The sequence below is a fragment of the Terribacillus saccharophilus genome, from assembly GCF_000725365.1.
Taxonomy (GTDB): domain Bacteria; phylum Bacillota; class Bacilli; order Bacillales; family Amphibacillaceae; genus Terribacillus; species Terribacillus saccharophilus.
This window is the reverse complement of the sequence record NZ_CP008876.1, coordinates 383,817-409,777: the sequence shown is the minus strand read 5'-3', so window position 1 is coordinate 409,777 and position 25,961 is coordinate 383,817. Positions and strand designations below refer to the sequence as shown.

29 protein-coding genes, 1 pseudogene and 2 riboswitches are annotated in these 25,961 nt (G+C 42.0%); of the genes and pseudogenes, 8 read left to right on the top strand and 22 right to left on the bottom strand.

What is annotated here, in order from left to right:
* Positions 1–46: 46 nt before the first annotated feature.
* Positions 47–988 carry a helix-turn-helix transcriptional regulator gene (locus tag GZ22_RS02200; RefSeq protein ID WP_051747954.1) on the bottom strand — a complete coding sequence of 314 codons (942 nt, stop codon included), beginning with the start codon at positions 986–988 and terminating at the stop codon, positions 47–49.
* An 84-nt stretch (positions 989–1,072) separates the two neighbouring features.
* Between GZ22_RS02200 and GZ22_RS02195 the strand changes: the two genes are divergently transcribed.
* Entirely contained in the window at positions 1,073–1,516 is a 444-nt protein-coding gene (locus tag GZ22_RS02195; protein ID WP_038558247.1) for a VOC family protein, read from the top strand.
* A 23-nt stretch (positions 1,517–1,539) separates the two neighbouring features.
* On the opposite strand, the gene GZ22_RS02190 is transcribed toward GZ22_RS02195, so the two are convergent.
* The 6 genes from GZ22_RS02190 to GZ22_RS02160 all read right to left on the bottom strand — a co-directional run bounded on the left by GZ22_RS02190 (position 1,540) and on the right by GZ22_RS02160 (position 6,946).
* Positions 1,540–1,929, bottom strand: a complete 390-nt coding sequence (locus GZ22_RS02190; RefSeq protein WP_038558245.1) for a hypothetical protein — start codon at positions 1,927–1,929, stop codon at positions 1,540–1,542.
* A 29-nt stretch (positions 1,930–1,958) separates the two neighbouring features.
* Positions 1,959–2,243: a regulator of G-protein signaling domain-containing protein gene (locus GZ22_RS02185; protein WP_038558243.1), complete on the bottom strand. Its 285-nt coding sequence runs from the start codon at positions 2,241–2,243 to the stop codon at positions 1,959–1,961.
* A 130-nt stretch (positions 2,244–2,373) separates the two neighbouring features.
* Positions 2,374–2,889, bottom strand: coding sequence for a DoxX family protein (locus GZ22_RS02180; RefSeq protein ID WP_051747952.1), 516 nt, complete (start codon positions 2,887–2,889; stop codon positions 2,374–2,376).
* Positions 2,890–3,216: 327 nt separating this feature from the next.
* On the bottom strand, positions 3,217–4,629 hold the full coding sequence (locus tag GZ22_RS02175) for an alanine/glycine:cation symporter family protein (protein ID WP_051748436.1): 1,413 nt from the start codon (positions 4,627–4,629) through the stop codon (positions 3,217–3,219).
* Positions 4,630–5,275: 646 nt separating this feature from the next.
* On the bottom strand, positions 5,276–5,833 hold the full coding sequence (locus GZ22_RS02165; protein WP_038565458.1) for a cysteine hydrolase family protein: 558 nt from the start codon (positions 5,831–5,833) through the stop codon (positions 5,276–5,278).
* A gap of 147 nt (positions 5,834–5,980) precedes the next feature.
* Positions 5,981–6,946 (bottom strand): hypothetical protein, encoded by a 966-nt coding sequence (locus tag GZ22_RS02160; protein ID WP_038558237.1) that lies wholly within the window; start codon positions 6,944–6,946, stop codon positions 5,981–5,983.
* Positions 6,947–7,026: 80 nt separating this feature from the next.
* A riboswitch (SAM riboswitch) is annotated at positions 7,027–7,131 on the bottom strand.
* A 220-nt stretch (positions 7,132–7,351) separates the two neighbouring features.
* Between GZ22_RS02160 and GZ22_RS02155 the strand changes: the two genes are divergently transcribed.
* A complete protein-coding gene (locus GZ22_RS02155) occupies positions 7,352–7,960 on the top strand; it encodes a transglutaminase-like domain-containing protein (RefSeq protein WP_038558235.1) in 609 nt (202 codons plus the stop codon).
* Between the two features lie 349 nt (positions 7,961–8,309).
* Here GZ22_RS02155 and GZ22_RS02145 read toward each other — a convergent pair whose 3' ends face one another.
* The 13 genes and pseudogenes from GZ22_RS02145 to GZ22_RS02090 all read right to left on the bottom strand — a co-directional run bounded on the left by GZ22_RS02145 (position 8,310) and on the right by GZ22_RS02090 (position 18,675).
* Entirely contained in the window at positions 8,310–9,173 is an 864-nt protein-coding gene (locus tag GZ22_RS02145; protein WP_038558233.1) for a DegV family protein, read from the bottom strand.
* 260 nt (positions 9,174–9,433) lie between these two features.
* Positions 9,434–10,936, bottom strand: coding sequence for an amino acid permease (locus GZ22_RS02140; RefSeq protein ID WP_404815066.1), 1,503 nt, complete (start codon positions 10,934–10,936; stop codon positions 9,434–9,436).
* A 68-nt stretch (positions 10,937–11,004) separates the two neighbouring features.
* A riboswitch (Lysine riboswitch) is annotated at positions 11,005–11,191 on the bottom strand.
* A gap of 121 nt (positions 11,192–11,312) precedes the next feature.
* Complete coding sequence (locus GZ22_RS02135) at positions 11,313–11,816, bottom strand: DoxX family protein (protein WP_038558229.1); 504 nt, start codon at positions 11,814–11,816, stop codon at positions 11,313–11,315.
* 236 nt (positions 11,817–12,052) lie between these two features.
* A complete protein-coding gene (locus tag GZ22_RS02130; protein ID WP_038558228.1) occupies positions 12,053–13,105 on the bottom strand; it encodes a tetratricopeptide repeat protein in 1,053 nt (350 codons plus the stop codon).
* A 149-nt stretch (positions 13,106–13,254) separates the two neighbouring features.
* Entirely contained in the window at positions 13,255–13,821 is a 567-nt protein-coding gene (locus GZ22_RS02125; RefSeq protein ID WP_038558227.1) for a 5' nucleotidase, NT5C type, read from the bottom strand.
* The gene (gene ribD / locus GZ22_RS02120; protein WP_038558225.1) at positions 13,818–14,927 is read right to left on the bottom strand and encodes a bifunctional diaminohydroxyphosphoribosylaminopyrimidine deaminase/5-amino-6-(5-phosphoribosylamino)uracil reductase RibD; all 1,110 of its coding nucleotides are present in this window, start codon (positions 14,925–14,927) and stop codon (positions 13,818–13,820) included. Before ribD ends, GZ22_RS02125 begins: the two co-directional genes overlap by 4 nt.
* Entirely contained in the window at positions 14,920–15,675 is a 756-nt protein-coding gene (locus tag GZ22_RS02115; RefSeq protein ID WP_038558224.1) for a GTP cyclohydrolase II, read from the bottom strand. Before GZ22_RS02115 ends, ribD begins: the two co-directional genes overlap by 8 nt.
* Positions 15,676–15,932: 257 nt before the next feature.
* A complete protein-coding gene (ybaK, locus tag GZ22_RS02110; protein ID WP_164072000.1) occupies positions 15,933–16,403 on the bottom strand; it encodes a Cys-tRNA(Pro) deacylase in 471 nt (156 codons plus the stop codon).
* Positions 16,404–16,431: 28 nt separating this feature from the next.
* Positions 16,432–16,839, bottom strand: coding sequence for a hypothetical protein (locus GZ22_RS02105; protein ID WP_038558220.1), 408 nt, complete (start codon positions 16,837–16,839; stop codon positions 16,432–16,434).
* A 3-nt stretch (positions 16,840–16,842) separates the two neighbouring features.
* Positions 16,843–17,046: a helix-turn-helix transcriptional regulator gene (locus GZ22_RS02100; protein WP_038565453.1), complete on the bottom strand. Its 204-nt coding sequence runs from the start codon at positions 17,044–17,046 to the stop codon at positions 16,843–16,845.
* A gap of 78 nt (positions 17,047–17,124) precedes the next feature.
* On the bottom strand, positions 17,125–17,643 hold the full coding sequence (locus tag GZ22_RS18750; protein WP_038565451.1) for a DNA topology modulation protein: 519 nt from the start codon (positions 17,641–17,643) through the stop codon (positions 17,125–17,127).
* Positions 17,644–17,658: 15 nt separating this feature from the next.
* Positions 17,659–18,105, bottom strand: a pseudogene (locus tag GZ22_RS18810) (2-thiouracil desulfurase family protein); the annotation flags it as partial.
* A gap of 12 nt (positions 18,106–18,117) precedes the next feature.
* Positions 18,118–18,675 carry a helix-turn-helix domain-containing protein gene (locus GZ22_RS02090; RefSeq protein ID WP_038558218.1) on the bottom strand — a complete coding sequence of 186 codons (558 nt, stop codon included), beginning with the start codon at positions 18,673–18,675 and terminating at the stop codon, positions 18,118–18,120.
* A 79-nt stretch (positions 18,676–18,754) separates the two neighbouring features.
* On the opposite strand from GZ22_RS02090, the gene GZ22_RS02085 reads away from it, so the two are divergent.
* Both GZ22_RS02085 and GZ22_RS02080 read left to right on the top strand, forming a co-directional pair.
* Positions 18,755–19,471, top strand: coding sequence for an AzlC family ABC transporter permease (locus GZ22_RS02085; RefSeq protein WP_099046352.1), 717 nt, complete (start codon positions 18,755–18,757; stop codon positions 19,469–19,471).
* Positions 19,468–19,791: an AzlD domain-containing protein gene (locus GZ22_RS02080; protein WP_038558215.1), complete on the top strand. Its 324-nt coding sequence runs from the start codon at positions 19,468–19,470 to the stop codon at positions 19,789–19,791. Before GZ22_RS02085 ends, GZ22_RS02080 begins: the two co-directional genes overlap by 4 nt.
* A 34-nt stretch (positions 19,792–19,825) precedes the next feature.
* Here the strand turns inward: GZ22_RS02080 and hpaB are convergent, their stop codons facing one another.
* Positions 19,826–21,256, bottom strand: coding sequence for a 4-hydroxyphenylacetate 3-monooxygenase, oxygenase component (hpaB, locus tag GZ22_RS02075; RefSeq protein WP_038558213.1), 1,431 nt, complete (start codon positions 21,254–21,256; stop codon positions 19,826–19,828).
* Between the two features lie 305 nt (positions 21,257–21,561).
* Here hpaB and GZ22_RS02070 point away from each other — a divergent pair, with 305 nt between their 5' ends.
* Together GZ22_RS02070 and GZ22_RS02065 are read left to right on the top strand one after the other, a co-directional pair.
* Positions 21,562–22,524, top strand: coding sequence for an L-lactate dehydrogenase (locus tag GZ22_RS02070; protein WP_425427795.1), 963 nt, complete (start codon positions 21,562–21,564; stop codon positions 22,522–22,524).
* Positions 22,525–22,557: 33 nt separating this feature from the next.
* Positions 22,558–24,180 carry an L-lactate permease gene (locus tag GZ22_RS02065; RefSeq protein WP_038558208.1) on the top strand — a complete coding sequence of 541 codons (1,623 nt, stop codon included), beginning with the start codon at positions 22,558–22,560 and terminating at the stop codon, positions 24,178–24,180.
* A gap of 78 nt (positions 24,181–24,258) precedes the next feature.
* Here GZ22_RS02065 and GZ22_RS02060 read toward each other — a convergent pair whose 3' ends face one another.
* Positions 24,259–24,915 (bottom strand): DUF4097 family beta strand repeat-containing protein, encoded by a 657-nt coding sequence (locus tag GZ22_RS02060; RefSeq protein ID WP_038558206.1) that lies wholly within the window; start codon positions 24,913–24,915, stop codon positions 24,259–24,261.
* Between the two features lie 132 nt (positions 24,916–25,047).
* Here GZ22_RS02060 and GZ22_RS18495 point away from each other — a divergent pair, with 132 nt between their 5' ends.
* Both GZ22_RS18495 and GZ22_RS02050 read left to right on the top strand, forming a co-directional pair.
* The gene (locus GZ22_RS18495) at positions 25,048–25,194 is read left to right on the top strand and encodes a hypothetical protein (protein ID WP_038558205.1); all 147 of its coding nucleotides are present in this window, start codon (positions 25,048–25,050) and stop codon (positions 25,192–25,194) included.
* 11 nt (positions 25,195–25,205) lie between these two features.
* Positions 25,206–25,961 carry a MerR family transcriptional regulator gene (locus GZ22_RS02050; RefSeq protein WP_038558203.1) on the top strand — a complete coding sequence of 252 codons (756 nt, stop codon included), beginning with the start codon at positions 25,206–25,208 and terminating at the stop codon, positions 25,959–25,961.

Below are 25,961 nucleotides of genomic sequence, written 5' to 3'. Positions count from 1 at the left end.
ATCTCTTCTAACTTTGTATTTACCTCTATTGAACTAGCACCAATCGCTAGTTTATTTTGTCCAAGTGCATAATAAATAATTGTAGCTTATTTTGAATTGCCAGCTGTAGCGCAGAAGGTTGAATTGATATGATAGATCTACCAAAACGTAAAAAATACTCCGCAATAAATGCCGCTTCATCTACATTATAATAGCCAGATATCGTAAAGTTATTTCCTGTCTTCTCAAGACTCATGGACGGATAATTTTCTTTATCATATATATCCTTACCTCGTTCTGTAACTTCTACAGTGAACCTGGTCGCTCCTGGTTGAGGATGATACGTTTTTAAAAGTGAAAGAAGATACTGTAATTCCTGCGGCTGGTTCTCTTCTGACTCTTTCAATTGCACTATCTTGTCGCAGCGAACAGTCTGGATACGATTTGAATTCATATTGTAGACTTTCGCATACCATTGTCCGAATTTCGCCTGCAGTGTAACAAACTGTACTGTCATACTTCGGATTTCTTCTTTTCGATAGGAAATTGTATAGATCTTCTCCTCCATGATACCTTTTAGGATTTCTTTAAGATAAGGTGCCTCATTACTATGGCTGGGTGTATCCAGCTTTACCGAATCCTTCATCTTTTTCACTCTATCTTTTATACCGCTTGGTAAGACACTCCGAAAGGTCTCTTCCAAGCTATTTATCTCCTGTTCAAATGGTGTTTCCTTATATCCCGATAACGTTAGCATCGCAAAGTAAATGGCGTATAGTTCATTTGCAGTAAAAGTGATTGGCGAAATGACGCGATTATCTAAGACAACGTACTTTCCGTTTCGACCGTGTTCCGCGTAGATCGGCATTCCGAGCATTTCAAGTGCCTGGACATCTCGAATGGCTGTGCTTCTGGATATACCATACTCCTCCATCAAGTCTTTTAAGTTAAATTGCTTCTTCTCATTTATGTACTGCAGCATGTCCTGCAATCTTTCTGATTTACGCATGATAAAAGCTCCTTAATAGGTGTCATGAATTGATACCTTTTTACTGTAAGCTAAAACTGTTAACAGGAAAAGGAGTGTTTTTTTATGACATTGGAGATAGCAGTTTTTCTATCAATGAATGGAAAGGCTAAAGAGGCGATTGAATTCTATAAGCGCAACTTGCAAGCAGAGGAACTTTTACTTGTGACTTATACAGACATGACACAGCGTGATCCCTTCATGGAGCTTACAGAAGAAAACAAGGAGCTTATCTCGCACTCTGTGCTGCAAATTGGAAAAACGAAAGTAATGATTGCGGAAGAGACAATGGAGCCTAAGGAGAAATATCAAGCAGGAAATAACTTTTCTCTTTGTATTCAAAGTGCAGACTTAACGGAGGTAAAACGTTTCTATCAGAATATAACGAGTGACACTCGTGTGAATGTTATACGTCCGCTATCGGCGAATATGTTCAGTGAAGCGTATGCTATTGTGCGAGATCCCTTTGGAGTTGATTTGCAGCTGATGTATGATCCAAGATTGAATTAGATACTAAAAAGAGGAACCAGCATTTATGCGTGGTTCCTCTCTTTCATCACATAGCAGGATATTTGCTGCACTTTCGCATTCTTTCCCGCACTTGTGAATGTAAAAATTAGCGCGAAAGAGTATGTCTGTGTATCTTTTTTGAAAGAACCGTTCACTGCTCCTTGCTTGCCGTGAGTAAAAGCATTGGCAATATGTAAAGATGTGATACTCTGCAAAGGAGTTAACATAGATAAGATATTCTTATGACCAACATATACATCCCTACCAGCTAGCTCCACTGTGCAATCTGCGGCAAGTTTCTCTTCTAACTGTTCATGTTGCTGCAGAAATGCGTCAACTGTCAGCTGACGAATTAGCTCACTCTTAGGAGAGTTGCCGCATGATGAGATGCCTGTCACCTGTATTTTTGTCATGAGTATCCTCTTTCTTTTGCATTATTATCTTACTGAGAAACAAAAAACTTCTGCTGCAATGCTTTTGTGACAATACGCTGATAAGCTTCTCTTTGCGGATTCTTCGCCAGCTTCTTATTATTCAGTCGCCCAATAACTTTTCTCACATCCTTATCAGAAATAAGCAAATCCCGATACGGCTGTTGCTTCAAATACTGCTGGAACCAATCTGTCTTTTTCAAGTTCTCGATATTGTGCTGCGTATCATCCTCAGAATAAGAGCCCGAAATGGAAGACAGCATCAGAATACTGAATACATCCAAGAGTATAATCATGTTTTCAATCCTTTCCTAATAATGTAACTGATATTATCTGTACGATTCAATAAATAATGGGTTTCATTTCCATTTACACATAACAAAAAAACCTACCGCTACAAAACGGTAGGTTCTATATCATTATCATTTAAGAAGCAATCGGCTTCGTCGGTGTTTTAGTTGTGTGTTTTGGATAGTGATTTCTTAGATAAGGCATTACCCAGCGATCCAGTCCATATCGTCCGGCATTAGCTCCTGCGACAAGTAAGAAGATAGTTAGCAAGACCATTTGGGCGTTTGTGCTGACGGTGCCACTGAACAAGAAAGCGAAGTTCATTGTTATTCCCATAAGAGCAGCGAAGTTAGTGAAGACTCCGAGTATAAGTGCGATTCCTACAAGTATCTCTCCCCACATAACAAGGAAGCTGAACAACCCTGCGTTTGGCAATGCGACTTGTTCCAGGAAGACTGCCCACCAGCCTTGCACCGCTGGATGATCTCCGCCGGCTTGTGCGACTGCGCCTTGCAGGAAGCCACTTGCATCAAAACCGCCGCCTGTCAGTTTGCCCAGTCCGCCTGTTAACCAGCTATAGCCAAGGTAAATTCGGATAACTGCCCAAAGTCCCGCTGCTGCTTTACTGTTTCGAATCCACTGTATGATCATTTTCTTCAACACTCCATTCATGAAAATAGTTTGTTAAACATTTCACATAATAGATTGAGATGGATTAGCGCTGTTCCTTCTACACTTGTAGTATAAGCGAAAAAAAGATATTGCGCGCACCATTGTGAACGTTTTCACAAATTCGCAATATTCCTATTACAGATTTGTGAACATGGGCGAAATGCTGTTTCAAATGCTCTTCTTTATCCGATTGCTTCTTGTCATAAGAAAAGAACGAGGTGTATGCCTCGTTCTCCGATTCAAAGGGATATTCTCATTTTATTTTAATGCTTCACAATACCTTCCGGGACTGCGGAAAGGTTTTCGTTACATTGTCTTCCTACGCTTTTCATCTTCCTCTTCACGTTCCACCCAATAATCGGCATTTTCAATATTGACTTTTGAAGGACGGAATATGGGATCAAGCCCTTGCTTCCTTTGTGCCTTATAATCCTTGAGTGCGATCATCGTCGGTTTATACAGCAGGATGACAGCTATTAAGTTTACCCAAACCATTAATCCAAGTCCTATATCCGCTAGTGTCCAAGTAAAGGTTGCCGAGCGTACAGTGCCGAAGAATATCGCCGCCAAGAATAATACCTTTAAAATATTGGAGAAAACCTTCCTTGATTTACCCCTGACGATATAAAACAGATTCGTCTCAGCAATATAGAAATAAGCAACGAGTGTAGTAAAGGCAAAGAGAAATAGAGAGATTGCCACAAATGGCGATCCGAATCCGCCAAGCACTCCATCTACTGCTGCCTGCGTATAGCCTGCACCTGCTTCCATTCCATTTGTATAGTCGACAATATAGCCGCCATCCGGATCTGTTACACTATAATTACCTGTCATCAATATCATCAGTGCAGTTGCTGTACAAATAAGCAGTGTATCAATATAAACTGAGAAGGACTGTACCAAGCCCTGCTTTACTGGGTGGGAAACTTCTGCAGCCGCCGCTGCCTGCGCTCCTGTTCCCTGCCCTGCCTCATTGGAATATAAGCCGCGTTTTACTCCCCAGCTTATGGCTGCACCAATCATACCGCCAAATGCAGAGTCAACACCGAAAGCACTGCTGAAAATTAGCGCAAATGTACTTGGAACCTGTTCGATATTCGCGAAGATAACAATAGCAGCAACGATTAGATAAAATAAAGCCATGATTGGAACAACATATGAAGCCAAGAAGGCTATTCTGCGGACACCGCCAAAGATGACGTATCCTGTGATAACAACCAAAGCAATCCCAGTGATTACTGGTCCGATGCCGAATGCATTATTCATGCTGTCAGCAATTGCATTTGCCTGCACACCTGGTGTTAAAAGACAGGTAGACACAGCTGCAACCACCGCAAAAATATAGCCATACCATTTCCATCCAAGCCCTTTCTCCGCATAATAGGCTGGTCCCCCGCGATACTCGCCATCCACTTTCTTTTTATAAATCTGCGCAAGCGTCGACTCCGCAAAAGCAGCCGCAGATCCAAAGAAAGCAATGAACCACATCCAGAACACAGCCCCAGGGCCTCCTGCTGCGATAGCAGTCGCAACCCCTGCTATATTCCCTGTACCAACTCTGCCTGAAAGCGCAATAACCAGCGATTGAAAGGGCGAAACGCCTGATTCAGAACTTTTCCCGGTAAACGTGTGCACAACCATGTCCTTCACATATCTTACCTGCAGAAACCCGGATGCAATTGTATAAACCCCAGCAACCACAGCGATGAAAATCAGCATTGGTACACTCCATAAATAACCGCTAATCTCCGTTAGTAAAGCTTCAAAGCCCAATAGAATACCTCCTGAAAAGATGTATTTAAGACGGATTATGGGTTAATTATGTCGAAATACCATGATGGATGCATCTATGTTGTGAGATCATATAACACACTTATTTGATTATTCAGATATTTATTCTGTTCTCAGAAGGTAATATTTAAATATATTAACAAAACGTAGTCAGTACTTTCTTACATTCTCTAAAATACACCTATCAATTATTCCCTTCACTTCGTTTCGGTCAGACATTCACCGTTGACGAATACTACGTTTTTCATTCTGCAGCTAGTCAGTTTTTGAACGGAAAAAAAGACCGCCAGATTGACGATCTTCATTATTCAACAAAAGCCGTTAATCTTATTCCATTTTCAAAAGTTCAGCAATAATATCGGAACTACCAGGCATCAATAAGACTATTGACACCACTATGAATAAGATTCCAATAACAAACAACAAAATTACTGCCTTAACAGCTGCAGAAACACCTTTTTTCATGATTCCTATAACAAACAAAATGATACCTATCAAAAGTAGTAGTAAATACCAAAAACCCACTACATCAACCCTCTCTGCAAATCATCTGTTTTTAAGTCCTATATTAAACTCAACGATACGAATCATGTGTCGGTACAAACAAATCTTCCTCAGCCTGCCGGACAACAGAGAAATGGTCGACGTTATAGTGACCGTGCAGAATCTGATTATGATGCTGAATGATTTGCTCTGCAGTCAGAACATCGGAGCCGGCTGTGGAATGGCCATCTGCCACGAGTGTTACATCCATCCCTTGTACGGTTGCAGTACGAACCGCCGTGTCGATACAATGCTGGGTTTCACAGCCCATGATGACAAGATGTGTGAAACCTTCTTCTTTTACATGTTCCAGCAAACCTGTTCCATAGAAAGCATTTGTTGCCTGCTTGTTAAAGACAGGCGCTTTTTCTGGCACTTGGATACCCGGATGAATTTGAAATCCGGCACCTTTCCCTTCTGCTACATCTGTATCACGGACGAATAGAATTGCGGCGTCTGCTTTTTTTGCTTTCGTGATCACTAGATTTATTTGCTCAATCAAGTTTTCTTTACGATAAACAGGTCTCTCTCCTGCTCCGCCTTCAACCAGTGCTTGCTGTGCGTCAATAATCAATAGTGCTTGCTTCAATAAAAGCTCCCCTTTAGCTGATTGCTGTGACACTCCTGCTTTGCGACTTGTATGCTGCATTTGTCTTTTTCATACTGAACCGCCTCCTCTATACTGTTAGCTTCAGTATACTGGAAATTAAACAGGAATGGGGAATTTTACCACAAACTAAAATTGTAATTCTTTGCTTCGTAAAAGATAAGTCTGAATCAGCTGATTTGTATCCTCCAAGTCCTTTACTGACACGACCTGAGTCGTCTGATCAAGATGCTCTATCGGGATATTTAGGACGCTGACTGGAATTTTAGTAGATAGCTTTTTATAGCGATGCCGAAATAAAAATTCCAGCTGAAATGGAATATCATGAGCTATGGCCAAATCGACCAGCTGATTTTTTAATGTCTGATTGATCGGAATCGTTTTGTCTGCCACTTTGATGGCAACTCCGCTTCCTAATTCGATGGCTCCTCGGCTTTTGTGCGCTATTCTTTGACGCGGGACGGATCCGATGAAAAAGGCTGCTTCCCCTTCGAGCTGATAGGTAAGTTGCTTTTTGTTATGAAACGGAAAGAAGATAATAGTGATTTCCCCTTCAGCTGTATCCCATTGCTGCAGTAGATTAATCGCAATTGCCGGTGCCACTTTATTATCCAATCCTTTTCCGACGACTCTTCCGCTCACTTCGTCACCAAGATACAGGAAATCATCATATAGCGTAACATGGTTGCCAGGCTCAACACCCATCTCGCGCGCATCGTTTTTCGAGTTGGCGCCGATGTCGATCACAGCCGCATGCTGCCCTGTTTCCCCTGCCATAATTACGCCCTGCACTAATCCATTCTTTGTCTCGACTTGAACAGTCTGGCCTTGAGCATAGGTGAGGGAAAAATAATTCGCATCCGCTACAAGAGAACCTGACTCTGTAATGGATGATACAACGTAAATTTCCTCCTTCACCTCTGCAAGCAAAGTGATTTTTGGCGAATACTTTTCTCCATATTTACGGACAATAAGATTCCCCCGACTGTCAAAGTGCATCTCATCCGCGAACGGTGTAATCTTATCGACGATCTGTGAAACAAAGGACTGATTGTACCCTTTATACTTAGACAGTTCCCGAATCAATTCAAACATGTTGCCTTCCCCTTTCTGTAGGCAGCGGGACAAATACAAAAGCCTCTCGTGCAAGATGCGTCGAGAGGCTTCCTCTATTCATCTTATCTGCCGGCTATGAACCGATGGAATTAGCACAGTATCTGTTGTCAGACCTGCTGCTGAGGTTTCACAGGGCCATATCCCTCCACCTCTCTAGATAAGAAACATATACAGTTTTCAGAAAGTTTACCAGACAGCGAGCAGATTGTCAATATACCTTATCGGGTTACTCGGATTAATTGAGTATTAGAATAAAAATGTAAATTGCTTTCGACAACCATTAATATGCGCATATAAGAATGACTTAGAACAATCAAAATTAAAGAATCCTTTGATTACTTTTATTGGTATATTTATACATATGTATTATGGGAGGGAGATACTTTGAATTTAATACCCGAGAAACATTCTTACGATGACTACTTAATGGAATCAGATGTAATAGACTTCTCACACCCTCTGATCAAGGAGAAGGTAAGTGAGCTGATTTCATTTCAAATGTCCGAATCAGACATAGTCAGAGTGGTATTCAATTACGTCCGTGACAATATAGCGCACTCATGGGATATTCAAAGCCCACGGGTGACTTGCAAAGCTTCAGATGTACTTACATATGAAGAAGGTATTTGTTATGCAAAGTCTAACTTGTTTGCCGCTATGTTAAGGTCATTAGATATTCCTACTGGCTTTTGCTACCAAAGATTGACCCTATTCGATACACCAGACAAAGGTTATTGCATTCATGCTTTAAATGGAGTTTTTATGAAAGACTTAAATAGGTGGATCCGTTTAGACGTACGCGGAAACAAACCTGGCATACAATCTGAATTTTATCTGGACGAAGAGCAATTAGCATTCCGAATTAATGAAGATTATAGTGAAATAGATTATCCTATTATCTACGCTGCACCCAATGCAAAGACAATCCACACTTTAGAAATAAGCAAAAATGCTCTGAACATGTATAAGAATCACTTACCTGATTTTTTATAATATTGAAAAGGATCATATATGAAAGGGCTGATTATAATGAGTTGGGAAGCCAAACGTGCCATTGCTGTATTATTCATTAGCATTCCTCTTTTAATCGCAGTTTATCTTTGTTTTAACAGTCATTTATTGTATCAAAGCAGCTTTGACATGACCGATGGTGATGTTATAGGCAGGACTCTAATAATCATCTTTACACTCTATCTTTTCACGAAGATAGGGTTCGTTATATTGAAGAGTACAGAAAAGCAGCCTTAATACTAAAAGCTACATACAGCATAATAAAACCCTCGACCAATATAATTGTTCGAGGGTTTTATATATACTATTGATTAATATCACAAACAGTTTGCTAAACAGAATAATTCGCAGGCATCCAGCTTGCTCCAACTCCGCCTCTTCCAAAATGAATTGCCATGACAGAACTGATTTCATTGCTGATAAATACTTCTACTCTATCTCCGCATGTTTCCATCGCATGCTTTAGCTCCGTGGCAAGATCAATGGAATTCACGTGTGTAATACGAACAACTTGTTTTCCTGATTCCTCAATATCATGTCGTAATCTTTCCAGCATCCATTTTAACAGACGTTTCTTAGTACGAACCTTACCCATAACCTCTAATTTCACATTCTCAAATCCGATAATTGGTTTAATATGCAATAAGTTTCCGATCCTTGAAGCTGTTTTCGAAATGCGGCCAGTACGTACTAGCGTTGTCAGGTCATTAATCGTAAGGTACAGCTGTCCATGTGTGCGGTAATATTCAATTACCTTTAATAGTTCATCAAGTGACTTACCTTGCTCCATGAGCTCACACACTTTAATGACGATATTTTCTACTCCAATAGAAGCTGTATTCGAATCGATGACGGTAATTTTTTCTTTTGCACCTTCGATGGAATCCCTTGCTATACGGGCGGAATTGACGGTACCGCTTACATTTTCTGTACAATGAAGACTGATTATAGCATCATATTCTGCCAATAGTTTTTCATATAGGGTTACAAACACTTCTGGTGACGGCAAGGAAGAAGAATAGGAAGCTCCCTCATCTATAAAACGAAATAACTGATCATTCGTAATCTCTTTTAAATCAATATAAGACTTATCATCTACAACAACATTTAAATGCGCGTAATATATAAAAGGATATCTCTGTAAATCCTCTTCTCTCAAGTTAGTAAGACTGTCTGTCACAATTGCAATTTTCATATATTCACCTCTAATTCAGTATAACTTGTAAATAGAATAAAGAAACAAGAAAATTAGGAAATTAGTAATAAAATCAAACAAAAAAATACATAAAAATATCACATATTTCCGTTTACTGTTACTTTGGATTAAGCTGGAAGTTATTTCGTGTTAAATCTACGTCATTACTTATAAATTACCCCAAATACTAAGGTTAGTTAACATTTTCCCAATAAAGAATCTCTTATAAAAAAAGCTGCCGGTCTCCCGGCAGCTTTTACTTATTCTGGTGCTGTTTCATGTGCCGGAGTTGTCAAATCAACTTCCTCCAGTTTGTGCACCTTCGTTTTCTTTTTCACTTTAAAAATGAGCCAGCAAAGCAGGAAGACTGGAATACCGATGTAAGAAGCAATTAAAGTGCCCCATTCAATTCCATCTGCAGTGAAAGCAGTGAAGCTCTGACCGATAATGACGATGATACATAGCACAAAGGCAAGTATCGGCGCTATCGGATAGAATTTAGCTGTGTATGGCAAATCCTTGATGTCATTTCCTTGAGCAAGATATGCTTTTCGGAATCGATAATGACTAACAGCAATACCAACCCATACAATAAAGCCAGCCATACCTGACACGTTTAACAACCATGTGTACACAACACCATTTCCGAAGAAAGATGTTAGGAAAGCAACACAGCCTACTGCTGCTGTAGCAATCAATGCGTTTACAGGCACGCCGTTTTTGTTAAGTTTACCAAGGAAAGCTGGTGCTTTCCCTTCTTTCGCCAAGTTCCAAAGCATCCGTGTGCTGGCATACATGCCGGAGTTACCGGCAGATAATACAGCCGTAAGGATAACAGCGTTCATAACAGATGCTGCAAACGCGATTCCAGCTTTTTCAAACACAAGTGTGAACGGACTTAGACGGACATCATCACTTGCAAGACTCTCTGTTGTATAAGGAATGAGCATCCCGATAATGAAGATAGCCAAGATGTAGAACAACAGAATACGCCAGAAGACCGAACGAATTGCTTTCGGAATCGATTTTCTCGGATTGTCTGCTTCTCCGGCAGCTGCTCCAAGCAGCTCTGTTCCTTGGAAAGAGAAGCCAGCAGCCATGAATACGCCAAGCAATGCAAGAAAGCCGCCATTAAATGGTGCGTCTTCTACAGTGAAGTTGGAGAATCCAGGTGAATCGCCGCCAAGGATACCAATGATCATCAATAAACCGACAATGATGAAAATGATGACAGTAACGACTTTGATCAAAGCGAACCAATATTCGGATTCACCGAACCCTTTAACAGAAATATAATTCAATAAGAACATGATGATAAGACTGATAGCACTCCAGATCCATGATGGAGTATCCGGGAACCAGAATCCCATTATCAATGTAACAGCAACAAGCTCCGCTGCAATTGTGATAGCCCAGTTGAACCAATAGTTCCAGCCTAGTGCAAATCCAAACGATTCGTCGACAAAACGTGATCCATATGTGCTGAAGCTTCCGGATACAGGCATGAATGCTGCCATTTCCGCCAAGCTTGTCATCAAGAAGAATACCATACAGCCAATTAGCGCATATGCAAGCAATGCTCCTCCTGGTCCTGCACTGCTAATGGCTCCTCCGCTGGCCAGGAATAATCCTGTACCAATTGTACCGCCAAGGGAGATCATCCCTAAGTGACGAGCTTTCAGTGCTCTGCGTAAGCCCGTTTGTTTCGTATTGTTACTCACTTTCTTTCCCCTCTCTGTTTCTTCGTCCGTTGCGCTATAGATACGAAAAAAGACCATCCCGGATAGTTTGCTCTATCGGAACGGCCTTTACTTATAAACAGCATCATTCTCACAAAGATAGCGCAACACGCCAGCTTTGCGACTGACGTGACAGTCCTGCCCCTATTCGGGAGCAGGCCCAGCCAGTAGGATTGGAGAATCCATCCAGCTTCGGCAGCTGTTCCTTTTCAGTCTAATCAACGATCTCTCCTGATCTCCTAGTCTGTACTAATAACAGCTGCAACCTCTACCTCATCAAATGATGAGGATTTGTATGCAATTAAAAAACCTTTTTAACTGTACTACACACATTGACTTATTTCAACAAGATTTTTTTTCCTGCATAAAGAAACACGCGACAAGCGCGTGTTCTCTTTTATTATATAAGTTGTCTTTTGCTGTTTCTGGCTGACCTGTCATTTCCTTTGTTACGCAGAGAAGACATGATCCAGCGATCAATGCCGTACCGTCCAGCGTTTGTCCCGCCGATGATCAGCACTAAGCCCAAGATGATAAATATCAAATTTTGCCCAACCGCACCGCTTAATAGGAATGAGATATTCATTAATATTCCCATAAAAGCTGCAAATGCAGTGAATGCACCAAGCAGCAGTGCCAATCCGACCAGAGTCTCTCCCCACATAACAAGGAAACTGAAAACCTCTGCATTTGGAAGGACTACTTCTTCTAAGAAACTTCCCCACCAGCTCTGGATGACACCGGCGTCCGAGCGCGCTAACGCACCTTGGACAAATCCGCTTGCATCAAAGTTTCCGCTCATCAGCTTACCTAAGCCGGCGGACAGGAACGTGTACCCAAGATATAATCTGATCACTAGGAAAACGACTGCCGCTCCCTTACTGTGACGTAAGGTGTTGATCATATTTTTTTCCTCTCCTATCGCTGCCAAAGTTTGTAAACCGATGTGGTTCAGCACTTCCACAGCTCTAGTATAAAAGGAAAAACAAAAAATGGAATATTTATACGAAAATCTTAATATAATAGTAATAATTTTAGAATATTTTAAAAGATTCTCCTAGATAGCCACTATATAGTCAGATGCTGGTTTTTCATGATTCTTAGGTAACAGGCAGAAAATCCTACCAGATAAATTAGCTTTCATAATACAGCAAGCCGATAATAGTAATTCGCCTTCTCTTCTTCTCCTTTTAGCGTGTAATAATCCGCCATGCGCAAGCTATAATAATGGACACTTTCGCTATCATCAATAGCTTTATAATAAGCAATGCCTTCTGCCCATACCGCTTCAAAATTGTCACAATCGACAAATTGCTTGTGCAGCATAGCGAAAGCCCATTGATAGACCATATCCTTCTTTTCCTTACTCTTAGTAAGGCCGATTTGGTAGTATTTCATTGCTTCTGAGTGGTGATTGACACGGAAGAGGGATTCTGTCAGATAGTAGAGGCTCTTCAAGTAATGAGAGCAAGGGGTGGCATGTACAGCTTGATCAAAGTAGTCGACTGCCTTTTCAAACTTTCGCTGCACAAAATGAAGCAATCCTAAATTGTGATGAACCATTGATGCCAGATCAAGAGACGTTTCATCAATATTATGCTGGCTGTCGAGTGCTTCGTATAAAAGAAACTCGGCTTGTTCGAAGTTCCGTATTTCCAGATGATTCAGTCCGAGCAGCAGCTTGCATTTAGCAAGATGATATTGCTGCTTGTATGATGCTGCATAACGAAGCGCTTTATTCGCGTTCAGTACTGATAATGCGGGAATACCAGTGCGATAATAAGCATGAGATAGCTTATAATAAAAATCTGCTTTTTCTTCATCCTCTGTTATGTAAAGCTCAGCTTGTTCATAATATCTTAATGCTTCTTTCCATCTTTTCTTTTTGAAGAGAACTTGCCCTTTAAAATATTTATAGAAGTATTCATTCTGTTGCGAAAGGTCATGCCCTCGCTCCTCAAACTCTTCCAATAGATATCCTGCAGGTTGCAATTCCCCCTGCATCACCTGGTACCGAATGGTAAGCAAATCTGCTTTAATTAACACTTCCTCTAATCTAATGTCCTTCTTCATTGTGTCAATTATATCTGCCAGCATTGCTGCTTCCTCTTGTTTTTCCTGTTTCATCACATCATAGAAGTCTTGCAGCAGCTCGCTAAAATCTTTATCTGTGATTGACAAAACCAGGCCCATAGTTACTCCTCCCCCTCGTTCATGTGATTCTATTACATATCCTATAATAGAAATTTGCTATTTAATTTTACTTCTCTATTAGATACTTATTTCCTGCCTATTTCCTAAAACAAAAAAGGATTGACGGCAAATCACCGTCAATCCTCCTATTAATTTTGTACCATATTTCTTATTTCAGATAAATCGATTATTCGCGGCAGCTTTACAAGCTGATTATAAGACTGATCTTTTACAAATACTTTTGTTGTAGAATCCTCCAGCAGCGTATTCAGTACATGTGGCTTATCATCAAAATAATAATCGAGCTGGAGTTTCTTGATGATATGTACCTTTTCTTCATCCTGCATGCCATAGAAGAATTGTTCTTCTTTAATCGGAAATCCTAGTGCACGGAGCCATTCCATTGTTCTTTCGCCATGCTCTTTTGGTCTTGAGGTAATATAGTAAATCACATGCCCTTCCCGATCCAGTTCCTGCAATAGCTCGACAGCATCTGGGAAAGGCGGACAAGTAGTATAATAGATTTCTTCCAAGGTGGCGTTCCACATTTCTGATCCTTGTTCATCCGTCAGTCCGAATGGTTCATGTATCTCGACTCGTTCAAGCTTCTGAAACACATCAAGCGAAATGTTCTGATTCAGTTTTTTATTATAAATATGGAAGGCATGCTCCCGCAGATTGATGAGTGTATCATCAATGTCAAAACCTAATTTCAATGTTCTATATCCCCTTTTTCATAGCGAGGATAGCCGATAAATTTGAAATCTTGTCCGATTTTAATGATGTCTGTATCGGTCAATTCAACCGCATCAGCCATTTTAGCAAAACCTGTTCCTTCCAGGAAAGTTGGCGCATCTTTCCCGCCAACCAATTTCGGAGCGAAGTAAAGCACTGCTTTATCAATCAAATAATTCTCCAGGAATGAGGCATGGACGCTTCCTCCTCCTTCAATCAAAACAGAGGAAATAAGCTGCTCGCCTAGTGTCTCAACTACTTCTTTCACATCCACACGATGTGACCCACTTGTCCGGAATATTTTTATTCCTTGAGACGAGAGTAATTTCTCCTTCTCTTCATCTGCTTTCTGGCTTGTGAAAACCCAAGTTTCTGCCAATTTATCAGTGACTACTTTGCTATCCATCGGTATGCGCAAAGTGGAGTCCAAAATGATTCGGATCGGATTCCGTCCGTTCGGTATTCTGGCTGTCAGCTCTGGATCATCTTCAATAATCGTATTCACACCAACAAGAATTGCCATGTTCTCATTGCGCAGCTGATGGACATCCTGTCTGGAAGCAGCAGATGTGATCCACTTGCTATCAAGCGAATGTGTAGCAATCTTACCGTCTAATGTTGTTCCTGCCTTTAATGTGACAAACGGCTTTTTCTCGACGATGAATTTATTGAATACCTCATTCATCTTGCGGGCTTCTTCTTCCCGGACACCGATAGTCACTTCAATACCAGCTTCTTCAAGAATTTTCACTCCGTTCCCGGAAACAACTGGGTTCGGGTCAAGCGTGGCAATGACCACTTTTTTAATTCCCGCCTCTTTAATTGCCACCGCACATGGACCTGTCCGTCCATGATGGGAACAAGGCTCGAGCGTGACATAAATCGTCCCGCCCTTTGCTTTTTCTCCCGCCATCCGGATAGCATGAATCTCGGCATGCGGTTCACCGGCCTTTAAATGAGTACCAATACCAACAATATGATTGTCGTTCACAATAACGGACCCTACAAGCGGATTCGGATCGGTTTGTCCTTTCATTGCCTTGGCGTTCTGCAACGCCAAATCCATATAAAATGAGTGATCAGTCATTGCTGCAAATCTCCTCATCGCCAAGGTGGCCAGAGCGGACGATCTTTGTCTTTAGGTAATTCTCGTTGAACTCAGACACATCTCCCCATAGCGCTGAGCGTCCGGACAGCTGCATACCTGCTTGTTCCATCGCTGCCAATTTACGCGGATTATTCGTCATTAGCGTAACAGGCTTCGTGCGCAATGCTTTCAGTACTTGAATGGCATCAGTATAGTCACGGGAATCATCCACAAAACCAAGACTTTCATTCGCTTCTACCGTGTCATAGCCATTTTCCTGCAGGATGTATGCCATTGCTTTACTGAACAACCCAATTCCGCGACCTTCATGGTTTGCCAAATAAAACAGTGCACCTGTACCATGCTCAATAATTCGCTGCATAGACTGCTTCAGCTGGAAGCCGCAATCACAGCGTTTGCTGCCAAAAATATCACCCGTATGGCAGATAGAATGCATTCGGATCAGCGCATCTTCATCTTCGGCAAAGTCGCCATAAACCAACACACTGGACTGCTGCATTTCCGCCAGATTCATGTCAGATAATTTTGCGATAACTTCTTCATAATCTTTGGCCACTTCCTCACAATTCAGCCAGCAATACCATTGGAAGGTAACTGTTTCTCCGTAAAGGTTAACAGGCAGCTTTATTGGGCCGACGAGATAAATGGCTCCCTCAGCTGTCGGAATAAGTTCAATTTTATCTTTTAAGATCGAAATGGCTTTCGATTCTAGTTTCATTTCAGTCATCATCTTTCTCCTTTTTTATCAGTGTACGTTGAAATTACTGGATTTATGTAGGCACCAGTTCGCCATTACTTTGTTGTGCATTTTAGGTGTAGTATTCTTATTCCATCATAGTATGACAAAGTAAATCTTAGAAGTAGGCACATCAAGGTTATTTAGTATCCCAAAAGTAACTAATGCGATATTGTGCTAACTATACACCGAAAAACAAACATGGAAAATAAAAAGGCTCCACTCCTCGAGGAAGCTGGAACCGTATTCTACTCGGTTAACGAAGTTACTTTATGAGGGAGAATTTTATTCAAGTCTTCTAAGGAAAGTTCTACCTGATAACCGATTTTGCCTGCACTGAAAATGATGGTCTCGTGTTCTGAAGCAGTTTCGTGCACAACAGTCCGGAAAACCTTTTTCATTCCAATTGGTGAACAGCCGCCATGAACATATCCAGTTAACGAAAGCAATTCCTTCGCCGGCAGCATTCGTACCGATTTCTCTCCAACACTCGCAGCTGCCCGCTTTAAGTCCAGCTCTTTTTCGACTGGGATAACAAATACATAATACTGGTTTGCTTTGCTGACTGTAACCAGCGTTTTGAACACCTGAGCTGGATTCTGTCCTAACACCTCAGCCACTTCTGTACCGCTGATCGCATCTGTATCGGCGTAACTATAGGATTTGTATGGTATTTTCTTTTGATCCAGCATACGCATGACATTCGTTTTGTAGTCCATCGTTTCACTCCTCCTCATACAGCTATGGTTACAACCGTTTTACTACGAATAATCCGACTGTCATCAAAAATACAATGCCTATGCCATATACTGCAATCAAGCCAAGCTCAACTGTTTCGTAGCCTATTCCAAAAAGTACGAGCAGCAGTATACCTGAAAGCAGCCACACTCCTGCAGTAGCAGCTAATAAATAATCCTTCAGCATTCTAACTGTACGCTCATCCATTTCTGGCTGCCGTTTTCTATCTCTTAACCAGCTGACCAGCATAGGCAACCCGATGCCACCGGCTATTCCGACCAGAATTAGTACGAGCAATGATTTGCCCGACGGTAAATCTTCGCCGATAAGCTTTAAGCCAAGCCATAAACCCAGGAAACAACAAAGAGTAATGAATATATATACCAAAAGTTCATAGCGCTTCTTCATCTTTCGCATATGCTACTCCTCCTCTATATAAAATAGCTCTTCAAACGGGACATCAAAATACGCAAGCAGCCGAAAAGCCAGCTCTAAACTGGGATTGTATTTTCCTTTTTCGATGGCATTAATTGTCTGTCGTGTGATGCCTAGATCCTCCGCCATCTTCACTTGGGTGATATGACGAGCTTGTCGCATTTCCCTTACTTTGTTATTAACTTTCATCCGCATCCTGTCCTATCCACATGTAAAGGTACCTTTACAAACAAGATATACTAAAAAAGACCAGATGTAAAGGTTACTTTACACCTGGTCCTTTAGTTTATCTAATAATCTTTTTACTTCTTGCGGACTTTTTAATGTGATAATTTGCTTGTCCATCCCTAGGTCCGCAAGCTTCTGCTGCAACTGGGGACGTTTCTTTCTCGGAAAGTCCCAAATCCACTTGAGGAACTGCAAATCAATTTTTTCCTTACATCCAGACTGCATGTCAGGGCGTGATCGATTATGATACATCAGACGCCTCTTCCATACTCTGTACAAACAAAGTGTCCGCGGCATATCCATGAAAATAATTGTATCGGCTGCCTCCAGCCGAATGTCTAATGTGCTTTGGTAATTGCCATCGATAATCCAGCTTTTCCGACTTACTAATTGTGACTGAATCTGCTTTTGCGCTTCTCGCGGTGTAAGTATCCAATTCGGTTTCCAAAGGATAGCGTCCAAATGCCACACTTCTATATCTAGCTTCTTTCCAATATCCATAGCTAAAGTAGACTTACCAGAACCGCTGGAACCGATCAATGCAATTCTGTATCGTATGACTCCTGCCAATTCCTGTTCGAGCTCTGCTTCTGAAATAACTCGAATTCCGGCTCGTCTGAACATAGCTGTCGTGACACCTGCACCGGCCTGCTTATGGCCTTGGAAGGTACCATCATAAATTACAGAGCTGCCGCAAGATGGGCTGTTTTCCTTTAAAACAACCAAATCCACACTCTGCTCCTTGGCAATGGACAAGGCGTGTGCTGCACCTTCTATGTACTTACTGGTGACATCTGTTCCTGAATACTCGACGACTTTTGCACGGCCATCTAAAACGTCATACCCATTTCCTCCGACAATTTCAGCTGGTTCCCTTGGGGTTACGAATCCGCCAAGTAATTCAGGACACACACTGATTGCCTTTTTCTGAGCAATCAGCTGTTCCACAATCGTATCGGTGGCTGGTGTTCCATTGTAACGAACAGGTTTTCCCGCTAAACAGGCACTTACCATGATCATACACAATCCCCCTTATGCTTCAGGTTCAGGATAATACATCAGTAAGAAAAAGCTCGCTGTATTGGCTGCTTTATTTTCATAGCTGTGCATCGTATTGCCTGAGAATTGCAGCGCGTCTCCAGTGTTCAGCTGATGTTCTTCCCCATCCAGAGAAACTGTGAGAGCCCCATCTCGCACAAGCAGATATTCCTCTCCAAGATGCGTTTTCGCTCCATGTACACATCCTGGCTCCAATTCCACTGTGTAAATCTCGAATTTCCTGTCAGGCTGAAATTTAAAATAAGGAAACACCCGATACCCGCCTTCTTCATCCTCCACTGCGGAGATGTCCTCCTTATTAATCTTAATAAAGGAGACCTTATCTTCTTTCATAAAATACGAAAACGAAACCTGCAGTCCATTGGCTATTTTCCACAACGTGGATACAGTCGGATTGGATTTCCCTTTTTCGATTTGCGCCAGCATCGCTTTGCTTACACCCGTTAATTCAGCCGTGCGATCAAGGCTAAGTCCGCGGCTTTTACGCAAGCCGGCAAGGTTACTGGCAATCATCTTATTCAAATGCTCCATCAGAATTCTCCTTTCTTCTGCGAAAGTTATTGTTCGATATAACGTACATATGTATAATATAACGAAAAGGAGTGATATCATGCTTACAGATTCCGTCAGTAGAAATACTTCGCTGACTTTTGTCCAAGGATTTCGAGATTGTTTGCCCACTCTCTTCGGCTATATCAGCGTAGGTATTGCGTTCGGTATTGTTGGTTCGGCTTCTCATCTAAGTATACTGGAAATCACTTTGCTTTCAGCAAGCGTTTATGCTGGCGCTGCTCAATTTGCCATATGTGCATTGTTGCTTGCCGGCAGCCCTTTGTCTGCCATCGTCTTTTCAGCTTTCATAATCAATTTGCGTAATTTCCTGTTAAGCGCCACCCTTGCCCCTCATTTTACCAAAGAATCGTTTCTTCATAACATAGGAGTAGGCATTTTAATGACAGACGAATCCTTCGGCGTTGCCGCCACGAAGTTGAAGCAATTTGGCAGTCTCTCTGCTCATTGGATGCATGGCTTGAATCTCACGGCTTATCTGTTTTGGAACTTATCCTGTATAGTCGGCGCTGTTAGCGGCCAATGGATTTCAGATCCAGAAGCATGGGGTTTGGATTTTGCTTTGCCTGCTATGTTCTTGGGTTTGCTTTTCTTACAGCTCGAGCATGTGCCCTCAGCAAAATGGAAGCTGTACGCTACACTGATTCTCTGCATGTTCGCCGCCATGCTCGGCTTATCACTTCTGCTTCCAACACATATTTCTGTTATCCTTGCTACCGTTATAGTCGCGTCACTCGGGGTGGTGCTGGATAAATGAGTATGAACAGCACTGTACTGGCAGTCATTGCACTTTCTGCCTTAGTTACTGTCATCCCTAGAATTCTGCCGTTCATCCTAGTTCGAAACTTGCGTTTGCCCGATGCAGTCATGAAATGGCTGTCCTTTGTACCTGTCTGTATTTTGACAGCATTGGTTATTGAAAATATGCTCATGCAAGAACAAAGCAGGCTATCTATCGATTGGCCGGTATTGCTTATTCTGCTCCCGACAGCCATTATTGCTTACAAATATCGAAGTCTTTCCATGACTGTAGTAAGCGGTGTGCTGCTGATGGCAATATATCGAAATATACTGTAATTAAAAAGGCCTCATCCATAGGATAAGGCCTCCTTCATGATAGCAAATCATCTATTTTTTCTGTATATGGTTTAAAATTAACTGAGCCATAGAATTGACCTATCAGCCGAACTGGATCTCCAAAAAAGAAATATTCATATAGTGTCTCCCTCGTGCCAAATGAAGACATAACAAAGTCCCAAGCAAGCCTAAACAGCTTTACTCGATCTTTCCCTAGGTTCGTTTTACCCTGAAGATAATGGTTCAATGCTGTTCCATGTTCTGATTTAAATGCATGCAACGGCGGGATACTCATCAGTCCGCTTGCTCCGAGCTGGTGAATCATTGGCGCGATTTCCGGATACTTTCGTGCAAAAATATTAGATGCTACCTGGAGTGGCTTTAGATCAGGACAGAACGTCCCCCACTGATCAGGAGCAGCGCCTGCTTCCGCTTGCTGCAGGAGTGATTGAAGTACCTCTGCTAAAATGACCAGACTAGCTGCTTTTTCCTGAACATGCTGGTACTCTGCGATATTGATTTCCTCTATTAAGGATTGTACGAGACCAATTGCGAATTCCAGCTTAGCAATTCGGCGGATCAATACTTGATGCAAGGTGAAGGCTGCGAAATTGCTTTGGTTCTTAAAGCTGCTTGCTACTGCGACATTGTCATAGTAAAAAATACGTTCCCATGGAACAAGTACTTTATCAAACAATACGATTGTATCTATTTCTTCGTACCTGGCACTCAGCGGATAATCTGCTGTACTCTTCCCTCCGGCAAATGACTCTCTTGCCACGAATGTCAGGCCCTCTGCATTACTTGGTATGGCGAATCCGTAGCCTCTATCCTGCTCAAATCCCCCTGTTGACATGACTACCAGTTCATCCGTAATACCACCTTGTGTTGCTAACAGCTTCGCTCCTTGAATGATAATACCCTCCGCATTGCGATCCACGACTTTTGCGGCAATCGGCTCATCATTCTGCTCAAAATAGAAATCGGCTCTGTTTACCTGAGGGTCAATGAATGTATGCGTCATTGTCAGATCATGCTGTCGGACATATTCATAATAGCTTCGCAGATGATCAGGAAAGCAGTTATCTTTTCCTTCCAATAAGGAAGCAGAAGATGAGAGCGCCATCAGTACGGTATTCATATAATCCGGACTGCGGCCAACCATCCCATTTGTCTGTTCCGCCCAGCATCTGATCATACTGCTTCGCCTTTTCAAGTCCTCCTTCGTTTCAGGTTTGAGAAAAGAAAGACCATAACGCTCTCCTGTATCACTGTCTGTATATGTCAGAACATCTGCGTATGCAGGATCATGCTGCAAATCGTACAATCCTGCTTGTGTACGCATCACCCCTCGAAATGCACTATGCTTGGAAAGAGGCTTCTTCACAATTGATTTCCCATTCAACACTTTGTTACCTAATGCATCAATACTGGTTAGATAGGCATCTCCAGTTCTGATAGACAAACACACCCACCCCTGTCATTTTGTAATCCAAAACGGATAAGCCGTTCTTCTCATGCAGATACTAGATCTGTTATTCTCCCTTTCGTCTTTCTATTACCGTACGTACTGCTGCAAGGAAGACGATCAAGATGAAAACACCAAAAGCAAACAGCATCGTAAACATACAAAAACCCCCTCAAAGAAGAATATTCGTCTCGTTCACAATTTATTCAAAACAAAGTACTTGATAAAGTTTGTGAAGTGTTGCACAATGTATTTATAAAGAATGTGAAGTTGTTCACATACTATAAATCTTAACAAAGGTGATGATCTACATGGAAAGAATCAATAAAGTAGCTTTGGTTGGTGCGGGATTCGTTGGGAGCAGTTATGCGTTCGCATTGCTGAATCAGAATATCGTGGATGAACTAGTGATTATTGATTTAAATGAGAATAAAGCGATGGGCGATGCAATGGATCTGAATCACGGCCAAGCATTTGCCCCTCGCCCGACAAAAATCGGCTATGGCACATACACTGACTGCACGGATGCTGATATTGTCTGCATTACTGCTGGTGCTAATCAAAAGCCAGGAGAAACAAGACTCGACCTTGTCAGCAAAAACGTTAGTATTTTCAAAGGTATTGTTGATGAAGTAATGGCAAGCGGCTTTGATGGCATCTTCTTGATTGCTACAAACCCAGTCGATGTACTAACACATGCAGTTTGGAAATTCAGCGGTTTGCCTAAAGAACGTGTTATTGGTAGTGGTACAACATTGGATTCTAGCCGTCTTCGTTTCATGCTTGGTGATTACTTCGGAGTAGCGCCGCATGATGTACAGGCGCATATGATTGGGGAGCATGGCGACACGGAACTTCCGGTCTGGAGCCAAGCTACAATCGGCGGTGTACCGCTTGCAACAATGATGCAGACAGACAGCAAATATAAAACAGAAGATTTAGATGAGATTTATGTAAATGTTCGAGATGCTGCTTATCACGTAATCGAGAAAAAAGGCGCAACTTACTATGGCATTGCAATGAGTCTAGTACGCATAACACAAGCAATCCTTGGTGATGAAAAAGCAATTTTGCCAGTAACAGCATATCTCGATGGTGAATACGGGGAGAAAGATGTGTATATCGGAGCTCCGACTATTGTCGGTCGTAAAGGTGCACAGCAGGTTCTGGAGCTGCCATTAAACGAGAAAGAAAAAGAACAGTTCAAACATAGTGCTGGCGTCCTTAGAAATATCGTAGAAACTGCCTTTCAGACTGTAAACTAACCCAAACTCCATCAGAAAAGAGATGAGCATAGCATGTGGATGCAAGCGTATGATCCGTTTGGCAATGAGTATGTTAGTGCAATAATCGCCTTTTTACCGATTCTGTTTTTCTTAGTTGGTTTGACTGTATTTAAAATGAAAGGAATACTAGCTGCGGGGCTGACTTTGATTATCAGCTTCGCAGTAGCAGTATTCGTTTTTCAAATGCCTGCATTGAAAGCGTTATCCAGCATCGTTCTTGGTATCGGAAATGGTTTATGGCCAATCGGCTACATCGTCATCATGGCTGTATGGCTGTATAAGCTGGCAGTCAAATCCGGTAAATTCGATGTAATCCGAGGCAGTATCGCAAGCATTTCACAAGATCATCGTTTACAGCTCTTATTAATTGGTTTTAGTTTCAATGCATTTTTGGAAGGAGCAGCTGGATTTGGTGTACCGATTGCCATCAGTGCTGCCCTTCTTACTCAGCTCGGTTTCAAGCCGCTAAAGGCGGCCGGACTTTGCTTGATCGCTAATGCAGCATCTGGAGCTTTCGGCGCTATCGGAATTCCGGTTATCACTGGTGCTCAGCTTGGCGGCATCAGCAGTCTGGAGCTTTCCCGGACACTTGCCTTGATCCTGCCTCCAGTCAGTTTTTTGATTCCGTTCCTGCTCGTCTTTATATTGAACGGATTCAAAGGTATTAAAGAGACATTTCCAGCTTTGCTTGTACTTAGCGGAACATATACAATCATTCAAACTGCGACTATGGTTTTCATAGGTCCGGAGCTTGCTAATATCGGAGCTGCTCTAATCAGTATGGGCGTACTTGCTCTCTTCCTTCGTAAATGGCAGCCAAAGCATATTTACCGGGAACAAGGTGCGGAAGTACAAGAAGAGCCTGCAAAGTATTCACTTGGACAAGTGGCTAAAGCATGGTCACCATTCTATATCCTAACTATTGTCATCGCCTTTTGGAGCGCACCATTCTTTAAAAATTTATTTGCACCGGAAGGCCCGTTGGCAGGCTGGATTGCCTACTTGAAAATGCCTTTTCTGCATCAGGAAGTTGTCAAGATTGCACCAATTGCCGTCACTGATACACCAATGGATGCCATTTTGAAGCTGGACTTTGTTTCTGCAACAGGCACAGCTATCCTGGTCGCAGTCATTTTGACTAGTCTGTTCAGCCGGAATATCAACTGGAAGTGTGCAGGGAGCGGATTACAGGAAGCAGCCAAAGAACTATGGATACCAATTCTCACAATCTGCTTTATCATGGCGTTTGCAAATCTATCAAACTATGCCGGGCTAAGTGCTTCCATAGGTTTGGCCTTGGCCAAAACAGGCAGCCTGTTTCCATTATTCAGTCCGATACTCGGCTGGATCGGCGTGTTCATCACCGGCTCAGTTGTCAGCAATAACGCACTGTTCGGTACACTGCAAGTCGTCACCGGCAGCCAGATCGGTACAAGCTCAGCACTTCTCCTATCTGCCAATACAGCCGGCGGTGTCATGGCCAAGCTCATCTCACCGCAGTCCATCGCAATTGCAACTGCAGCTGTAAAAGAGACAGGTAATGAGTCAGCATTGTTTAATCAGACGATTAAGTATAGCTTGCTTCTGGCTGGATTCGTTTGTGTATTGACCTTTGTTTTATCATTGTTTCTGTAAAACAGTTATAGCGAGGACGTCGTATGGTGTCCTCGCTCTTTATATTCTGTTTTCAAAGTCATCCTTACAGATACAAGTTTAATTTACTGAGATATTTCCTGAGGCCGTATCAATTGCGACACGAAAATCACCACTCCCACTCTTCCCAGTTGTCATTTTTTTCGTTTCGTTTCTGTCCATGAGCGGATAAGTGATCGCTCTTCTGCCACTGTTAGATGAAAGCCTAAACAGTGCGTTTGGCTCGACTTCTTGTATGCCAAGATAAACTGCACCGCTTGTCGTTTTAATAGAAATGTCCCCCTGAACTGCTAGTGCATTGAGCGTTAGATTCCCACTGCTGCTATCAATCGCCAAACCTTTTATGTGTAAGTTTTCAACATCTAAATTCCCAGATGATCCCTCAAATATCAACCTTCCCAAATAAGATTCTGGTATTCGTAACTCAAGTTTTGGTTTGTCACGTGAAAATAACCTCCTTATATCGCTTCCAAGTGATACAAAAATGCTTCCACGTTCAGCCTCCACCTTCAAACCAGGTCCATTATCGTCCAAATGGAGGATAATTTCTAACTCTGATGAATCGGTTTGAATTACACTTGTATCCGTACTGCCAAAATCTAGGTGTATTTTCTCTACACTTTCCACAGATAACTGCCGATAATCTTCATTTGGAGTTGTTTGACAGCCACATAAGATGATAACAAAGCACAAGCTTAACAAGTATCTAATCTTCATAAAATTCCCCCTTCAATTTTCATTATAAAAAATGACATTGCGTCAGTTTCCATTAAAAAAATCCACTTGAAAATGACGTAACGTCATTTTGTAGACTTAAAAAAGAGGTCAAAATAGGTAGGAGGTGTAATAGTGAATAGAGGAGATGCAATTATTTATGGATGTGTCATTGTCGGAGCTGGTGTGGGACTGCTTATTGATCATGCATTTCCAGGAGTATTGATTGGATTAGGTATTGGTTACCTTCTAAAACAAGCATTTGATAACGAAGAAAAGTAAGGAGGAAAAGCATGCTTCATATTCATGATGTGAGGAAATTGACAGGCGTAACAGTACGAACACTCCGCCACTACGATCACCTAGACCTACTTATGCCCGCGGCAAAAACAGAAGGGGGACATCGTCTGTATGGAGAATACGAGTTAAAAAAACTTCAGCAGATACAGTTTTTGAAGCAAATCGGTTTCTCTCTGGGGGAAATTAAAAGCATGTTGCAGGAGGAGAACTGGGAATGGACGGATAGCATAAAAAAACAGCTGATTTATGTAGTTCAAGAACAACAACATCTGCATCAGACAGAAATACTGCTGCGAGAATTAATGAATAGCATTGCATTGGAAGGCCAAGATCATCTGGAAGCAATCCGGAAATTGATGTTACTTATGGACGGAGAGAAAACGATGCAGGACAGATACAAGGAAAAAGTTTTTAATCAGCAGCAAATGCAGCTATTGGATAGAGTCCCACGTATGGTTGGACATGATTCGGATTCTTTGGAATGGATTGGCTTAATCGGACAGCTAAAAGAGCATATGGATAGGGGATTGTCTGATGATCGAGTGCAGCAGATCATTAGACGTATGGATGAGAAACGCTCGGAACAGTTTGAAGGCGAAGATGATTTTTTGGATAAACTGTGGGAAGTCCGTCTATCACCAGAGGAATCGGAGAAAATGGGGCTATACCCGATTGATCAAGACTTACTGCATTTTATGGAAGATGCTTACACAGTATTCATGCAGTCGAAGCAGAAGGAAAAGGATTAA

Excerpts from the sequence above, each read along its gene's own strand:
- GZ22_RS02200 (WP_051747954.1), bottom strand. The coding sequence starts at position 988 with ATGCGTAAATCAGAAAGATTGCAGGACATGCTGCAGTACATAAATGAG.
- GZ22_RS02160 (WP_038558237.1), bottom strand. The coding sequence starts at position 6,946 with ATGTTTGAATTGATTCGGGAACTGTCTAAGTATAAAGGGTACAATCAG.
- GZ22_RS02105 (WP_038558220.1), bottom strand. The coding sequence starts at position 16,839 with ATGCGAAAGATGAAGAAGCGCTATGAACTTTTGGTATATATATTCATT.
- ybaK (WP_164072000.1), bottom strand. The coding sequence starts at position 16,403 with ATGGACTACAAAACGAATGTCATGCGTATGCTGGATCAAAAGAAAATA.
- GZ22_RS02065 (WP_038558208.1), top strand. The coding sequence starts at position 22,558 with ATGTGGATGCAAGCGTATGATCCGTTTGGCAATGAGTATGTTAGTGCA.
- GZ22_RS02090 (WP_038558218.1), bottom strand. The coding sequence starts at position 18,675 with ATGGAGCATTTGAATAAGATGATTGCCAGTAACCTTGCCGGCTTGCGT.
- GZ22_RS02115 (WP_038558224.1), bottom strand. The coding sequence starts at position 15,675 with ATGACTGAAATGAAACTAGAATCGAAAGCCATTTCGATCTTAAAAGAT.
- GZ22_RS02190 (WP_038558245.1), bottom strand. The coding sequence starts at position 1,929 with ATGACAAAAATACAGGTGACAGGCATCTCATCATGCGGCAACTCTCCT.
- GZ22_RS02185 (WP_038558243.1), bottom strand. The coding sequence starts at position 2,243 with ATGATTATACTCTTGGATGTATTCAGTATTCTGATGCTGTCTTCCATT.
- GZ22_RS02085 (WP_099046352.1), top strand. The coding sequence starts at position 18,755 with ATGCTTACAGATTCCGTCAGTAGAAATACTTCGCTGACTTTTGTCCAA.
- GZ22_RS02060 (WP_038558206.1), bottom strand. The coding sequence starts at position 24,915 with ATGAAGATTAGATACTTGTTAAGCTTGTGCTTTGTTATCATCTTATGT.
- GZ22_RS02145 (WP_038558233.1), bottom strand. The coding sequence starts at position 9,173 with ATGAAAATTGCAATTGTGACAGACAGTCTTACTAACTTGAGAGAAGAG.
- GZ22_RS02175 (WP_051748436.1), bottom strand. The coding sequence starts at position 4,629 with ATGCTGATTTTCATCGCTGTGGTTGCTGGGGTTTATACAATTGCATCC.
- GZ22_RS02080 (WP_038558215.1), top strand. The coding sequence starts at position 19,468 with ATGAGTATGAACAGCACTGTACTGGCAGTCATTGCACTTTCTGCCTTA.
- GZ22_RS02130 (WP_038558228.1), bottom strand. The coding sequence starts at position 13,105 with ATGGGCCTGGTTTTGTCAATCACAGATAAAGATTTTAGCGAGCTGCTG.
- GZ22_RS02070 (WP_425427795.1), top strand. The coding sequence starts at position 21,562 with ATGATCTACATGGAAAGAATCAATAAAGTAGCTTTGGTTGGTGCGGGA.
- GZ22_RS02050 (WP_038558203.1), top strand. The coding sequence starts at position 25,206 with ATGCTTCATATTCATGATGTGAGGAAATTGACAGGCGTAACAGTACGA.
- GZ22_RS02180 (WP_051747952.1), bottom strand. The coding sequence starts at position 2,889 with ATGATCATACAGTGGATTCGAAACAGTAAAGCAGCAGCGGGACTTTGG.
- ribD (WP_038558225.1), bottom strand. The coding sequence starts at position 14,927 with ATGACTGATCACTCATTTTATATGGATTTGGCGTTGCAGAACGCCAAG.
- GZ22_RS02195 (WP_038558247.1), top strand. The coding sequence starts at position 1,073 with ATGACATTGGAGATAGCAGTTTTTCTATCAATGAATGGAAAGGCTAAA.
- GZ22_RS02100 (WP_038565453.1), bottom strand. The coding sequence starts at position 17,046 with ATGAAAGTTAATAACAAAGTAAGGGAAATGCGACAAGCTCGTCATATC.
- GZ22_RS02135 (WP_038558229.1), bottom strand. The coding sequence starts at position 11,816 with ATGATCAACACCTTACGTCACAGTAAGGGAGCGGCAGTCGTTTTCCTA.